Consider the following 14646-nt stretch of genomic DNA (forward strand, 5'->3'; position numbering starts at 1 on the left):
CTCGACACCTCGACCCCGCCCCGCCCCTGCGGTCGAGGTATTCAGCAACGATCCCAGCGTCACCAAGTACCTCGACCCGCCCCCACGCTGCCCAGTCGAGGTAACCAGAAACCGCCAGAACGTCACCAAGTACCTCGACCCGGCCCAGCGCAGCTCAGTGGAGGTAACCCGAGACCACCACAGCGTCGTTCCCTACATCGACCCAATCCCGCCCCCACGCGGTCGAGGTATCCAGCCACCACTCGCCACGTCGCTAGGTACCTCGACTCGACTCCGCTCCTCGACCCAATCCCGCCCAGCGCGCTCGAGGTAACCAGCAGGCCCAGCGTCACCAAGTACCTCGACCCGGCCCAGCGCTGCTCAGTGGAGGTAACCCGAGACCACCACAGCGTCGCTCGACACCTCGACCCCGCCCCGCCCCCTGCGGTCGAGGTATCCAGCAACCATCCCAGCGTCACCAAGTACCTCGACCCAGTCCCGCCCCGCGCGGTCGAGGTGACCAGAGACCTCGGCCCAGCGCGACCCCGCAGAGGCACGGACCTACGCTGAGTGGGTGAGCGGCGATGGCGAGGCGTCCGAGGGCGAACGGCGGGCGGCGCAGGCTCTGGCGACGAGCGGCATACCGCACAGTCTCACGAGGCACGGCCGGGTGGGCAGTCTCGCGGAGGCGGCCGCCGCCCGCGGCGTGCGGCCCGCCGACATCGTCAAGACCCTCGTCGTGCGGCGGGCCGAGGACGATTATCTCTTCGTCCTCGTGCCCGGCGACCGTGAGATCTCCTGGCCCAAGCTGCGCCGCCACCTCGGCGTCAACCGTATCTCGATGCCCGACGCGGCGACGGCGCTGACGGTGACGGGCTACGAGCGCGGGACGATCACGCCGTTCGGCGCGACGCGCGCGCTACCCGTCGTCACCGATGCCTCGATCGTCGGGCGGACGATCTCCCTCGGGGCGGGCGGGCACGGCGTCGCGGCGACGGTGGCCGCTGACGATGTCGTCCGCGTGCTGTCCGCCGACGTCGCCGATGTCACGGACGCCGCCGCACCCCTCGATCCCGTGTGAGCGTGGGCGTACCGACCGCCCGAGCGTCCGCACACCGGTCGCGTGAGCCTGAGGCATAGCGGTCGCGTGAGCCTGAGGCATAGCGGTCGGCCGAACTCCCGTATCCAGCCGCCCGACTCGGGCGCACCGGTCACCTGAACTCGTGGGCACCGGCCGCTCGAGCCCTCGCATACCGGCCGAGTGGGCGTGTCGGCCCGGGGCATTCCCACGGGGCGGACACGCCCACTCGACAGAGCGGATCAGGACTCGCGCATCGGGACCCGGACACCGCGCTCGGCGGCGACGGTGTCGGCGATGTCGTAGCCGGCGTCGACGTGCCGGATGACACCCATGCCCGGGTCGTTGGTGAGGACGCGGGCGAGCTTCTCCGCGGCGAGCGGGGTGCCGTCGGCGACGGAGACCTGGCCGGCGTGGATGGACCGGCCGATGCCGACGCCGCCGCCGTGGTGCAGGGACACCCACGAGGCGCCCGAGGCCGTGTTGACGAGGGCGTTGAGCAGCGGCCAGTCGGCGATCGCGTCGGACCCGTCGGCCATCGCCTCGGTCTCGCGGTAGGGAGAGGCGACCGAGCCGCAGTCGAGGTGGTCGCGGCCGATGACGATCGGTGCCGAGATCTCCCCGCGGGCGACGAGGTCGTTGAACGCCAGCCCGGCCTGGTCGCGCTCGCCGTACCCGAGCCAGCAGATCCGCGCCGGCAGGCCCTGGAAGGCGATCTTCTCCCGGGCGCCGCGCATCCACTTCTGGAGCCGGTCGTTGTCGGGGAACAGGTCCATGACGGCCTTGTCGGTCGCCGCGATGTCCTTCGGGTCGCCCGAGAGCGCCACCCACCGGAACGGGCCCTTGCCCTCGCAGAACAACGGCCGGATGTATGCCGGGACGAACCCGGGGAACGCGAAGGCCCGCTCGAACCCGCCCTGCCGGGCCTCGTCGCGGATCGAGTTGCCGTAGTCGAAGACCTCGGCACCGCCGTCGAGGAAGCCGACCATCGCCTCGACGTGGCGCGCCATCGACTCGCGGGCCCGGTCGGTGAACTCCTCGGGCTTCTTCTCCGCGTAGTCCTGCCAGTCCTCGACCGAGATGCCGACCGGGAGGTACGACAACGGGTCGTGGGCGCTCGTCTGGTCGGTCACGATGTCGATCGGCACACCGCGCTGGAGCAGCTCGGGGAAGACCTCGGCGGCGTTCCCGACGACGCCGACCGACAGCGCTCGGCGTTCGGTCCGCGCCGCGACCGCGAGGTCGATCCCCTCGTCCAGCGAGGAAGCGACGACGTCGAGGTAGCGGTGCTCGACCCGCCGCCGCAGCCGCGACTCGTCGACGTCGATGATGAGGCAGGCGCCGTCGTTGAGCGTCACGGCGAGCGGCTGAGCCCCACCCATGCCGCCGCAGCCGCCGGTCAGCGTGAGCGTCCCGGCGAGTGTGCCGCCGAACCGCTTCTCGGCGACGGCGGCGAACGTCTCGTACGTCCCCTGGACGATCCCCTGGGTCCCGATGTAGATCCACGACCCGGCCGTCATCTGCCCGTACATCGTCAGCCCGAGGTGCTCCAGCCGGCGGAACTCCGGCCACGTCGCCCAGTCCGGCACGAGGTTGGAGTTGGCGATGAGGACCCGCGGCGCCCACTCGTGCGTCTGGAACACGCCGACGGGCCGGCCGCTCTGGACGAGCATCGTCTCGTCCGGCGCGAGCGTCGTCAGCGTCCGCACCATCGCGTCGAACGAGCGCCAGTCCCGCGCCGCCCGGCCCGTCCCGCCGTAGACGACGAGGTCGTCGGGGCGCTCGGCCACCTCCGGGTCGAGGTTGTTCTGCAGCATCCGCAACGGCGCCTCGGTGCTCCATGCACGGGCGGTGAGGGTGGTGCCGCGCGGTGCGCGGACGGGACGGGCGCCTTCCATGAGGACTCCTTCGTCGGGCCGGCTCGTCGGGGCCGGGGAGGGGTGGGATTCGTATGCGGTGTGCTCGTATGCCGTGTGCTCGTCACCATTGGACCGTCTCGCCGGGCGTCGCGCACCGGCTGGACGGCCGAACCTGTCTCGCATCCAAGACGCCGGCCGCTCCGCACTCGCCAGGCGACCGGCCGGCGCCGACTCCGGCGCGGATGACGGCCTCCGGCCGTCGCGGCACCCGGAGCATGTCGATCGCGGGACGCGTGGACCGCTACAGCGGCACGGCGGCGTCTCCATCGAGGGCCACGTCGACCACGGAGCGCGTGGACCACCACAGCGTCGCAGTGGCCTCTCCATCGAAGGCCACGTCGACCGCGGAGCGCGTAGACCACTACAGCGTCGCAGTGGCCTCTCCATCGAACGCCACGTCGACCACGGGACGCGTAGACCACTACAGCGTCGCAGTGGCCTCTCCATCGAAGGCCACATCGACCACGGGACGCGTGGACCGGCTACGACAGGTGAGCCTCGGGCCGGACTCCGTCGTCGGTGTTCTCCCGAGCCCCCCGGACCGCCCGGTCGGTCAGCGAGTCGTAGATCGGCTGGCAGCGCAGGATCGTCGCGACGAGCATGGCGATGGCACAGGCGCCGAGCATCGGCGGGAGGAGCACCGCGGAGCCGGTCATCTCGGTGGCGAGGATGAGGCCGGTCACGGGCGCGCGGACGGTCGCGGTGAAGAAGGCGGCCATCCCGATGAGGGCCAGTCCACCGGGCTCGGGCGCATATCCGGGCGCGAGCGAGCTGCCGACGAGCCCGACGAGCAGGCCGAGGTCGGACCCGAGGACGAGCATCGGGGCGAAGAGACCTCCCGGTGTGCAGGCGGCATACGAGACGACGCCGAGGACGAAGCGGACGGCGAGGATTCCGCATACCCCGGTGATGGTCCCGCTGCCGAGGAGCGCGTCCTGGGTGAGGCGGTCGCCGCCGCCGACCAGCGACGGGGCGAACCAGCCGAGGGCACCGACGCTCGCACCGATGAGGGCGGCGCGGACCTCGACGGGGAGGCGGCTCGTGTCCGCCGCGCGGAGACCCGCCATGACGGCCCGGTTGTAGGCGACACCGACGATCCCCGTGAGGACACCGACGGCGATGACGAACGGCGCATGGACGAGACGCGGCGCGGCGACGGGCGTCATCTGGAACTCCAGGTCACCACGCACGAGCACGTGGGCAGCGGCGAAGCCCGACGCGGACGCACCGAGGGTCGCGAGCGTCGTGCGGGGGTCGAACCGTCGGACGAGCTCCTCGAGGACGAAGACGCCACCCGCGATGGGCGCGTTGAAGGCCGTCGCGAGCCCGGCGGCGGCGCCGGCAGCCACGAGGAGCCGGACGTCCCCGCGGCTGCGCCGGAGGACCTTCCCGACGATGATCGCGATGTTGCCACCCATCTGGACCGACGGCCCCTCCCGGCCGAGCGCGAGACCCGACCCGATGGACAGCAGCCCGCCGACATACTTCACGGGGAGGATCCGGAAGCTGCCGGGCTCGGTCCGGCCCTCGACGACCGCCTCCACCCGGGGGATGCCGCTGCCCTCGGCGTGCGGTTCCACGCGGTGGACGAGGGCGGCGGCGATGCAGACGGCTGCCGCGGACCCGGCGACGACGAGGACGAAGCCGAGGAGCGGGCTGCCGTGCGCCCACTGGACGACGTCGGCGCGCAGGTCCCCGGCCCGGTCGAGGAGAAGCCGGAAGGTCGCCGCCATGACGCCCGTGAAGACTCCCACGACGGCGGCCACGGCCGTGAAACCCAGGACTCCCGCGGTCTCGTCGGCCACTCGGCGTCTCACGGCGGGATTGTCCCACCCGTCTCGCATACGGCGGCGACGACCGATCCCTCGTTCCGCGCCGCTGACCGGTCGGCTCAGACGAGGGGGCCGGTGACGCTCTCTGCCGCGGCCACGGGGAGACCGGCGACGACGGCGAGGTAGGCCGCGTGGAGGTCCGGGGCGAGGAAGCGGTCCGGCCCCGGCTCGGTGCGCACCCCGGCAGCGCCGAGCGCCGCGATGACGGCACCGCTCGCCGGCGACGGCGACAACGGCGCCCGCAGCTGCAGGCCCCGCGCGGCCGCGACGAGCTCGATGGCCAGGACGTGCGAGAGCGCGTCGACGGAGCGCCGCAGCTTGCGCGCCGCCGACCACCCCATCGAGACGTGGTCCTCCTGCATCGCGCTGCTGGGGATCGAGTCGACCGAGGCCGGCGCCGCGAGCCGCTTCATCTCCGAGACCATGGCCGCCTGGGTGTACTGGGCGATCATGAGCCCCGAGTCGACACCCGGGTCGTCGGCGAGGAACGGCGGCAGGTCGTTGTTGCGGGCCTTGTCGAGGAAGCGGTCGGTGCGCCGCTCGGACATCGAGGCGACGTCCGCGCTCACGATCGCGAGGAAGTCGAGGACGTATGCGACGGGCGCACCGTGGAAGTTGCCGTTGGACTCGACCCGGCCGTCGAGGGTGACGACCGGGTTGTCGACGGCGGACGCGAGCTCGCACCCGGCGACCCGTGCCGCGTGGTCGACGGTGTCGCGAGCACCGCCCGCGACCTGAGGGGCGCAGCGCAGGGAGTAGGCGTCCTGAACCCTCGTGCACGCCTCCGGATCGCGATGGGACTCACGGATCGGGCTGTCCTGCATGACCTTCCGCATGTTCGCCGCGGACAGCGCCTGGCCCGGCTGCGGTCGAAGAGCCTGGAGATCGGCGGCGAACACGTCATCGGTCCCGAGGAGGCCCTCGACGCTCATCGCGGCGGCGATGTCGGCCGTCGTGAGGAGTCGGCGCAGGTCGTGGATGGCGAGGCACAGCATTCCGAGCATTCCGTCGGTGCCGTTGATGAGTGCCAGGCCCTCCTTCTCGCGCAGCTCGACCGGCTCGATGCCCGCGGCGGCGAGGGCGACGGCGGCGTCGACCTCGGTGCCGTTGGCGTTGCGGACGGTCCCCTCCCCCATGAGCGCGAGGGCGCAGTGGGCCAAGGGGGCGAGGTCGCCGGAGCAGCCGAGCGAGCCGAACTCGTGGACGACGGGCGAGATCCCGGCGTTGAGGATGCCGATGTATGCCAGGAGGGTCTCCTCCCGGATGCCCGTGCGGCCCGTCGCGAGGGTCTGGATGCGCAGGAGCATGAGGGCCCGGACGACCTCGCGCTCGACCTCGGGGCCGGTGCCCGCGGCATGGCTGCGGACGAGGGACCGCTGCAGCTGGGTGCGCTGGTCGACCGGGATGTGGCGGGTGGCGAGGGCGCCGAACCCCGTCGAGACGCCGTAGTGGGGGATCGTGTCGTCGGCGAGCGCCTCGACGATCCTGCGGCTCTCGCGGACCCGTTCGAGGGCGTCCGCGTCGAGCTCGACCCGTGCGCCGTGGCGCGCGACGTGGACGACGTCCTCGACGGTGAGCGGGGTGGCACCGACGATGACGGTGGCGCTGCCCGGTCGGGGCGTGGCAGCGAGGAGAGTGGGGTCGGCGAAGTCAGGCATGACGCCATGGAACCTCCCCGCGCCGACACGGCATACCCCGACCCGGGCCAAACCGTCTCGGATGCCAGACGCCCGGCATTGTGCGCGCCTTCCCGGCCACCCGCCCGGTCCCCGGCTGCCCCGATCATGCGCCGGTTCGAGGATCCCCGGCCACCCGCCCGGTCCGGGCCTCCCCGGTCAATCACTGCTTCGAGGCTCCCCGGTCACCCACCGGGTTCGAGTTCCCCGGTCACCCGGCGTCTGGACTCCCCGGTCACCCACCGCGTTCGTGTTCCCCGGTCACCCGGCGTCTGGACTCCCCGGTCCAGGCTTCCCCGATCATGAGCCGGTCGAAGCATGGTGCCGGCGACGTCCTCGCTCGTCCGCCTCGGGCGGCGAGGATGGGGGATGGGGTTGCGACGGTGGGGCGGCTTCGCGTGTGGGTCGAACGCCGAACTCGGCGCGCCTGTTGGCGTACGGTCTGGCAGGTAGTCAGGAGGCAGCCATGGACGAGCGCGACACGGTGCGGCGGTCCTTCCATGCACCCGCTGAGGGATACGACCGCCTCATGGGCCGCTATCTGCCGACGCTCGGGCCGGCACTCGCGGACGTCGCCGGTGTCGCCGCGGGGCAGCGAGTGCTCGACGTCGGCTGTGGACCAGGTGGCCTGACGGCGGAGCTGGTCCAGCGCGTGGGACCGGACCGGGTCGCGGCCGTCGATCCGTCGCCGCAGTTCGCCCAGGCTTGCCGGGAGCGGAACCCGGGCGTCGACGTCCACGTCGCAGTCGCCGAGGACCTGCCCTTCGCGGACGCCCGGTTCGACGCGACGCTGGCGTCCCTCGTCGTCGGCTTCATGACCGACCGGCTCGCCGGCCTCCGCGAGATGGTGCGGGTGACGGCTCCCGGAGGGGTCGTGGCGGCCTGCTTCTGGGCTCACGACCAGATGGAGCTCATCGACCGATTCTGGTCCGCCGTCGCCGACGTGCAGCCGGGGCATCCAGGCGAGTCGCTGCTCTTCGGCCGGCGTGAGGGCGAGCTCGCCTCGCTGTTCGTCGACGCAGGACTCGACGACGTGCGGCAGAGCCTGCTCGAGGCGAGTGCGGGGTACTCGGACTTCGACGACTGGTGGGGGCCGCTCACCTTCGGGATCGGGCCGGCCGGCGCGTACTGCCGGTCGCTCGACGACGCGACCCGGGAAGCCGTCCGTCGCGCGGCCCGGCGCCGGTTCGACAGCCCCGACGAACCCTTCACGCTCCACGCGCACGCCTGGTGCGCGGTCGGCCGAACCCCCGCCTGACTCGGGCTTCCGGCCCCCATCTTTTTCGCAGGCGGCCCATCTCTCGCACGCGGCCTGCCTGCCTCCGCACGTGCCGAGAAGATGTCGCCCAGCGCCGATCCAGACAGCAACAACTCGGCACCTGCAGAAACGCCTCCCGCACGTGCCGAGAAGATGTCGACCAGCTGTCGACCAGCGGCAATCCAGACAGCAACAACTCGGCACGTGCGGGCTGTCGTCGGGCGCCCCCCGTCGGCACGTGCGAGGTTGTCGTGGTCAGATCGACGGCCGGACCACGGAAAGCCCACGCCGCACATCGGTCTCCACGCGTGCCGAGACAATGTCGTCCCGGCACGCCGCGACAGGTCGTCTCGGCGCGCCCCGACAGCAACAAGTCGGCACGTGCGGGGTTGTCGTGGTCGTCATCACCAGGTGTGGCGGGACAGTCCGCCTGGACCGCGTCGGCGGCGGGCCGCGCGTCCTTGTGGGGAAGCTGGCACGACCCCTGACTCTGGCCAGCTTCCCCACAAGCAATCAACGCGCCGGACGACCACGGAAAGCCCACACCTGCCGAACCGGACCTCGGCACGTGCGGTGTTGTCGTGGTCCAACCGACACCTCGACCACGGAAAGCCCGCACCTGCCGAACCGGACCTCGGCAGGTGCCGGGTTGTCGTGGTCCAACCGACACCTCGACCACGGAAAGCCCACACCTGCCGAACCGGACCTCGGCACGTGCGGGGTTGTCGTGGTCAGATCGACGAGGTGACCACGGAATGCCCACACCTGCCGGAAGCGGGGGCTGGGCTGGGGGCCGGGATCGGGACGGAGGAAGGGCCAGGGTCGGCGGTGGAGAGGGCGGCGAAGGCGCCCCCGGACCGGGCGGCCAGCTCGGCCGGGCGACCCACCTCGACGATCTGGCCGTCGTCGAGGACGGCGACCTCGTCCGCCGAGGCGATCGTCGACAGCCGGTGGGCGATGGTGATCGTCGTCCGCCCGCGAACCAGCTCCTCGAGCGCCCCCTGGAGGGCTCGCTCCGTCTCGTTGTCGAGGGCGCTCGTCGCCTCGTCGAGGACGAGGACGCGCGGGTCGCGCAACAGGGTCCGCGCCACGGCGAGCCGCTGCTGCTCGCCTCCGGAGAAGCGGTACCCGCGGGACCCGACCATCGTGTCGAGCCCGTCGGGCAGGGTCGCGACGAGGTCGGCGACCTGCGCCGCCCCCAGGGCCTGCCACAGCTGGCCCTCGGTGGCGTCGGGCCGGGCGAGGAGCAGGTTGTCGCGGATGCTCGCGTGGACGAGATAGGTCTCCTGGGAGACGACGCCGACGATCGCCGCGAGGGTCTCCGGCTCGAGGTCGCGCAGGTCGACCCCGTCGATCGTCACCCTGCCGGCCCTCGGGTCGTGGAGCCGGGCCACGAGACCGGCGAGCGTCGACTTGCCCGAGCCGGTGTGCCCCACGAGCGCGAGGGAGCCGCCCGCCGGCACGACGAGGGAGACGTCGTGGACCGCGTCGACGGAGGACCCGGCATACCGGTAGGACACCCCCTCGAGGCGTACCTCGCCGCGGACGTCGCGCGGGTCGAGCGGCACCGGATCCGTGGGAGCCGGCACGTCGGTCCGCAGGTCGAGGTACTCGAAGACCCGGCTGAAGAGCGCCATCGAGGAGACCCACTGGGCGCCGACGTTGAGCAGGCCCATGAGCGGCCGGAAGATCCCGGCCTGGAGGGTCGTGAAGGCGATGAGCGTCCCGATCGTCATGCCCTTGCTCGTCGCCGGAAGGCCGGCGGCGAGATAGATGGCGGCGGGGATCGCGGCGAAGATGATCTGCATCGTCGCCATCCGCCAGCGGCCGGCCAGCTGCGAGCGCATCTCGAGGTCGACGAGCTCGCCCGAGGTGACGGCGAACCGCTCGACGTTGCGCCGGCTCGTCCCGAGCGTCTTGGCCAGGCGGATACCGCTCACCGAGAGGCCCTCCTCGATCTGGACGTTGAGGTCGGCGAGGCGGGCCTGCTGACGCGCGGTGATCTCGCGGCGGAGCAGGGCGACTCGACGGGTCAGCCAGATCGCCGGCGGGAGGACGACGAGCGAGAGGAGGGACAGCCGCCAGCTGAGGGCGACCATCGCGACGATCGTCGCGACGGCCGTCGTCACGTTGGAGGCGATGGAGGTCGCCGTCGTCGTGACGACGCCCTGCATGCCGTTGACGTCGTTGGTGAGGCGCGACTGCACCTCGCCGCCGCGCGTCCGGGTGAAGAAGCCGAGCGACTGACCCTGCAGATGCCCGAAGACGCGGATGCGCAGATCGTGCATGACCCGCTGTCCGACGCCCGCGGACATCCAGGTCTGGACGACGCCGAGCAGCTGGGTGACGGCGGCGACGGCGAGCATGCCGGCGACGGCCCAGACGAGGAGCCGGACGTCCTGCCGCGGGAGGGCGCGGTCGACGACGGCCTTGACGAGGAACGGCTGCGCGAGCGACACGACGGACGTTGCGACGATGATGAGGGTGACGACCGCGACCTGCGCCCGGTACGGGTGGAACAGGGCGGCGACGCGAGAGAGCGGCACGGGTGCGACGGCGAGCTGGGCGCGGTCCCGCGGGTCGATGCGCTGGGGCGCACCGCCGCGGCCGGCGGATCCAGGTCGGCCGCCGGCCGCGCGGGGGGTGGTGGTGAGCGTTTCTGCCATGGGGCATCGCTCCTTCCTGCGGTATGCGGGGAGCTGAGTACGAGAAGCGGGGCACCTCTTGCTGAGGTTACCTCACTATGAGTCTCAACGCATACCGTCGTTCCGGCATTCCCGACCCGCGGTGGGGACCGTCACGTTCGGGCGGACGGAGAAGTTGCGTGATGACGGAGCAACTTCTCCGTCCGGACGCAACTTCTCCGTCCGGGCTGACCGGCTCTCCGACCGGGCGCGAATCTCCCTCCGTGCCGTCCGGGTCCGACCGGGCCGCGGCGTCCCGTGCTCGCTACCCTCCCCGTATGCCGTCCGCGGACCGTCGTGCCGACCCCACCCTCGGGGAGCTGTTCCTCGGCGCCGCCCGGGCGGTCCGCCGGCGGTGGGTCGCCGCCCTCGCCCCGTGGGACCTGCCGCCGCATCAGGCGCGTGCGCTGCGCGTCGTCGGCGACCTGGAGCCCGTGCGCCCCGGTGTGCTCGCCGAGCGGCTCCACATCGCGCCGCGGTCGGTGACCGACGTCGTCGACGCCCTCGACGAGCGGGGGCTCCTCACCCGGGAGGCCGACCCGAGCGACCGGCGGGCGACGGTTCTCCGCCTCACCGACGAGGGGTGGCGGATCCGCCGGGCGATCCAGTCCGCCCGACGCGACGAGGCCGACGAGTACTTCGCCGTCCTCTCCGAGGAGGATCGCGCCACCCTGCTGCGGATCCTCCACGAGCTCGAGGAGTCCTCGCGCGACTGACAGACGGCCTCCACCCGGCCATCTGGCACCCGATCGGGGCCTCTGCACCCACCGTCCTCGTCTGACCACCGACGGCTGACCGAAGCCGACACCCACCCGGCCATCTGGCACCCGATCGGGGCCTCTGCACCACCCAATCCACCTACCCGGCCATCTGGCACCCGATCGGGGCCTCTGCACCACCACCAGACGACACCCGCCCGGCCCACCACGCAGGACGCTCACATGTATCGAGTCACTGCGAACCGGCTCGCCCGGGTGCCCCGTCACCGCACTCCGCCGCCGGGGGCGGCGGTGTCGGATGGGAGGATTCGTCGCGTGGGCAATGCTCCGGCCGCCGGTCACGCACTCGACGTGCTGACCCTTCTCGCTCGCCATTCGACGCCGCTTCCCGCCGGCGCGATCGCCCGCAGTCTCGGCCTGCCCCGCAGCTCGACCTACCATCTGCTCACCGTCCTGTGCGACCGGGGCTACGTCGTCCACCTGCCCGCCGAGCGACGCTACGGGCTCGGCGTCGCGGCATACGAGCTCGGCAGCGCCTACCAGCGCCAGACCGGGCTGGCCCGCCTGGCCCGCGACGTCCTCGACCGGCTCGTCGACACGGCGCGGCACAACGCCCACCTCGCGACACTCCACGGACGCGACGTCCTCTACGTCATCGAGCAGCGCGCGCCGGGCCGTCCGACTCTCGTCACGGACGTCGGCGTCCGGCTCCCCGCGACGCTCACCGCAACGGGGCTCTCGATGCTCGCCGCGCTGCCGGCGGCCCAGGTCCGGGCCCTGTTCCCGTCGCGCGAGGCGCTCGTCCAACGCGACGGCCGCGGACCCGCCTCCACGAGCGAGCTGCGCTCGCAGCTGCAACAGGTGCGCCAACGGGGGTATGCCGTCGAGGACGGTCTCATCACCCCCGGTCTCCGCTCGGTCGCCCAGGCCGTCCTCGACCACACCGGCCACCCCGTCGCCGCCGTCGCCGTGACGTATGCCGAGACCGACGCCCCCGAGGATGGTGACAGCCAGCTCGTGGCCGCCGTCGACAAGGCGGCTCGCGAGCTGTCTCGGAGGGTGGCGGGACGCCGGTGAACGCGGAGCGCGGCCACCCGACCACGAACGACCAGCGCCGCAAGCCGGCGACGAGAGCGCACGGCGACAGGACACCGGTGAGCACCGAGCGAGACCAACCGACGACCGACGACCAGAAGCACGAGCCGGCCACGAGAGCGCCCGGCGACGGGGCGACGAACAGCACGGATCGTGACCGGTCTCCGACCGACGACCAGAGACACGAGCCGGCCACGAGAGCGTACGGCGACGGCGCGACGAGCACGCACGGCGCCGGGCGACGCAAGGCCGGCAGGGCGGTGCGCAGGTGAGGAACCAGGGCGGCAGATCCGAGGGGATCACCGGGTCGGCGACCGCGATCGTCCTCGCGGGTGGGGGTGCGCGCCGGTTCGGGGGCGACAAGCTCGGCGCCGCATACGCCGAGACGACCGTCCTGGACCACCTGCTCGCCACCATCCCGCCGGACTGGCCCGTCGTGTGCGTCGGCCCGCGCCGGGCGACGGTCCGCGACGTCGACTGGGTGCGCGAGGAACCCGTCCGAGGCGGCCCGCTCGCCGGGATCGCCGCCGCCGTCCCCCTTGCGCGCACCGACGTCACGGTCGTCGTCGCCGGCGACATGCCGCAGGCAGGGCACGTCCTTCCGAGGCTGGCGGCGAGGCTGGGACGCGCACCGGACACGGTGGAGGGCGTCGTCGGAGCGGATCCGGCGGGCCGGGAGAACCCGCTCCTCGCGGCATACCGGACGAGGGCCCTTCGGGCCGTGCTGCCCGAGTGCCCCTCCGGGCTGCCCGCCCGGACCCTGCTCGCCCTGCGGCATCGTGTCCTCGCCGTGACCGCCGAAGAGGCCCGCGACATCGACACGCCGGAGGACCTGTTCCCCCAGCGGTCCTGACGATCTCCCCGAAGAGCCGACGGACACCCGATGGCCGACGGCCCGCACCGGGCCGTGCTCGCCGGCGGGGGCTCGATCTCCGGTCCGGTCCCCTTCGGGTGTCCGTCGTATCCGTCGCTCGAGCTCCCGGACGGTCCCCGTAGGGTCGGGGCCATGAAGGCCGTGACCATTCCCACCCCGGGCGACGCCGACGCGCTCGTCCTCGCCGACGTCCCCACACCCGAGCCCGAGCCGGGCGAGGTCCGCATCCGGGTGGCCGCCGCCGGGGTCAACCGCGCGGACGTCATGCAGCGGATGGGCCACTACCCGCCCCCGCCGGGTGCCCCGGCATACCCGGGCCTCGAGGTCAGCGGCACCGTCGACGCGCTGGGTGACGGCGTGACGACGGTCGCCGTCGGCGACGAGGTGTGCGCGCTCCTGGCAGGTGGGGGGTACGCCGAGTTCGTCTGCGTCGCGGCGAGCCAGGTGCTGCCCGTCCCGTCCGGGGTGGGTCTCGTCGACGCGGCCGCGCTGCCGGAGGTGACGGCGACGGTGTGGTCCAACGTCTTCCTCACCGCGAACCTCCAGCCGGGTGAGGTGTTCCTCGTCCACGGCGGCTCGTCGGGCATCGGCACGATGGCCACCCAGCTGGCCCGCGAGGCGGGTGCGACGGTCGCTGTCACCGCCGGGTCGGCGGAGAAGCTCGAGGTATGCCGCTCCCTCGGCGCGACCATCCTCGTCAACTACCGGGACGAGGACTTCGTCGAGACGGTGCGCGCCGCGACCGACGGCCACGGCGCCGACGTCGTCCTCGACAACATGGGCGCGAAGTACCTCCCCCGCAACGTCGACGTCCTCGCCACGAGCGGGCGGCTCGTCGTCATCGGTCTCCAGGGCGGCCGCAAGGGCGAGCTCGACCTCGGCAAACTCCTCGCCAAGCGAGGCGCCGTCTTCGCGACGTCCCTCCGGGCCAGCCCGCTCGCGGAGAAGGAGACGATCATCGCCGCTGTCCGCGACCATGTCTGGCCGCTCGTCGAGTCCGGGCGGGTCCGGCCCATCGTCCACGCCCGGCTCCCGCTCGCCGAGGCGGCGCAGGCCCATCGCCTCATGGAGGGCAGCACCCACATCGGCAAGATCCTCCTCACCATCTGACGCCGTCCACCTGCCCCTCGACTCGCTCTCCCTGGCCGTCTGCCACCCAATCGGGGTCTGTGCACCACGCCGCCGCGCCCGCTCACATCCCACCCCCTGGCCATCTGGCACCCAATCGGGGCCTGAGCACCACCCCATCCTCCTGGCGGTCTGCCACCCAATCGGGGTCTGTGCACCACCGTGTCCCGACCGGGGTCGCCTCTCCCTTGGCGGTCTGGCACCCAATCGGGGCCTGAGCACCACCCCATCCCGGCCCATCCTCCTGGCGGTCTGCCACCCGATCCGGGCCCGTGCACCAAGCATTCTCTTCAGAGAGGCTCTACCGGGACACCCTGGCGCGATCGGGCGGACCGAGGAACAGGACATCGACGCGGCGAGCCATCGACAGACGCTTTGGGACTGCTCATCGGGCGCCGCTCGCT

The 14646-nt window shown here is 72.5% G+C and carries 10 protein-coding genes; 6 read left to right on the forward strand and 4 right to left on the reverse strand.

Going from position 1 to position 14646, the window contains the following annotated elements; genetic code table 11:
• Positions 1-553: 553 nt before the first annotated feature.
• The gene (locus BN12_RS14045; protein WP_048553379.1) at positions 554-1060 is read left to right on the forward strand and encodes an aminoacyl-tRNA deacylase; all 507 of its coding nucleotides are present in this window, start codon (positions 554-556) and stop codon (positions 1058-1060) included.
• Between the two features lie 239 nt (positions 1061-1299).
• Here the strand turns inward: BN12_RS14045 and hutU are convergent, their stop codons facing one another.
• From hutU to hutH, 3 genes are all read right to left on the reverse strand, one after another.
• Positions 1300-2955: a urocanate hydratase gene (hutU, locus tag BN12_RS14050; RefSeq protein ID WP_048553381.1), complete on the reverse strand. Its 1656-nt coding sequence runs from the start codon at positions 2953-2955 to the stop codon at positions 1300-1302.
• 503 nt (positions 2956-3458) lie between these two features.
• A complete protein-coding gene (locus tag BN12_RS14055) occupies positions 3459-4793 on the reverse strand; it encodes a ClC family H(+)/Cl(-) exchange transporter (RefSeq protein WP_235432409.1) in 1335 nt (444 codons plus the stop codon).
• A gap of 74 nt (positions 4794-4867) precedes the next feature.
• Positions 4868-6466 (reverse strand): histidine ammonia-lyase, encoded by a 1599-nt coding sequence (hutH, locus tag BN12_RS14060; protein ID WP_048553388.1) that lies wholly within the window; start codon positions 6464-6466, stop codon positions 4868-4870.
• A gap of 484 nt (positions 6467-6950) precedes the next feature.
• On the opposite strand from hutH, the gene BN12_RS14065 reads away from it, so the two are divergent.
• Entirely contained in the window at positions 6951-7742 is a 792-nt protein-coding gene (locus BN12_RS14065; protein WP_048553390.1) for a class I SAM-dependent methyltransferase, read from the forward strand.
• A 731-nt stretch (positions 7743-8473) separates the two neighbouring features.
• Here BN12_RS14065 and BN12_RS14070 read toward each other — a convergent pair.
• Entirely contained in the window at positions 8474-10408 is a 1935-nt protein-coding gene (locus tag BN12_RS14070; protein ID WP_083454648.1) for an ABC transporter ATP-binding protein, read from the reverse strand.
• A 296-nt stretch (positions 10409-10704) separates the two neighbouring features.
• Here BN12_RS14070 and BN12_RS14075 point away from each other — a divergent pair, with 296 nt between their 5' ends.
• The 4 genes from BN12_RS14075 to BN12_RS14095 all read left to right on the forward strand — a co-directional run bounded on the left by BN12_RS14075 (position 10705) and on the right by BN12_RS14095 (position 14224).
• Complete coding sequence (locus BN12_RS14075) at positions 10705-11142, forward strand: MarR family winged helix-turn-helix transcriptional regulator (RefSeq protein WP_048553391.1); 438 nt, start codon at positions 10705-10707, stop codon at positions 11140-11142.
• A gap of 318 nt (positions 11143-11460) precedes the next feature.
• Complete coding sequence (locus tag BN12_RS14080; RefSeq protein ID WP_048553393.1) at positions 11461-12222, forward strand: IclR family transcriptional regulator; 762 nt, start codon at positions 11461-11463, stop codon at positions 12220-12222.
• Between the two features lie 286 nt (positions 12223-12508).
• Positions 12509-13093 carry a molybdenum cofactor guanylyltransferase gene (gene mobA / locus BN12_RS14090; protein WP_048553396.1) on the forward strand — a complete coding sequence of 195 codons (585 nt, stop codon included), beginning with the start codon at positions 12509-12511 and terminating at the stop codon, positions 13091-13093.
• Between the two features lie 153 nt (positions 13094-13246).
• Entirely contained in the window at positions 13247-14224 is a 978-nt protein-coding gene (locus BN12_RS14095) for an NAD(P)H-quinone oxidoreductase (protein WP_048556415.1), read from the forward strand.
• Positions 14225-14646 lie beyond the last annotated feature (422 nt).

The sequence above is a fragment of the Nostocoides japonicum T1-X7 genome, assembly GCF_001046855.1.
GTDB lineage: Bacteria > Actinomycetota > Actinomycetes > Actinomycetales > Dermatophilaceae > Nostocoides > Nostocoides japonicum.

Coding starts and splice junctions, on each gene's coding strand:
- hutU (WP_048553381.1), bottom strand. CDS start 2,955: ATGGAAGGCGCCCGTCCCGTCCGCGCACCGCGCGGCACCACCCTCACC.
- BN12_RS14065 (WP_048553390.1), top strand. CDS start 6,951: ATGGACGAGCGCGACACGGTGCGGCGGTCCTTCCATGCACCCGCTGAG.
- BN12_RS14095 (WP_048556415.1), top strand. CDS start 13,247: ATGAAGGCCGTGACCATTCCCACCCCGGGCGACGCCGACGCGCTCGTC.
- BN12_RS14070 (WP_083454648.1), bottom strand. CDS start 10,408: ATGGCAGAAACGCTCACCACCACCCCCCGCGCGGCCGGCGGCCGACCT.
- BN12_RS14075 (WP_048553391.1), top strand. CDS start 10,705: ATGCCGTCCGCGGACCGTCGTGCCGACCCCACCCTCGGGGAGCTGTTC.
- hutH (WP_048553388.1), bottom strand. CDS start 6,466: ATGCCTGACTTCGCCGACCCCACTCTCCTCGCTGCCACGCCCCGACCG.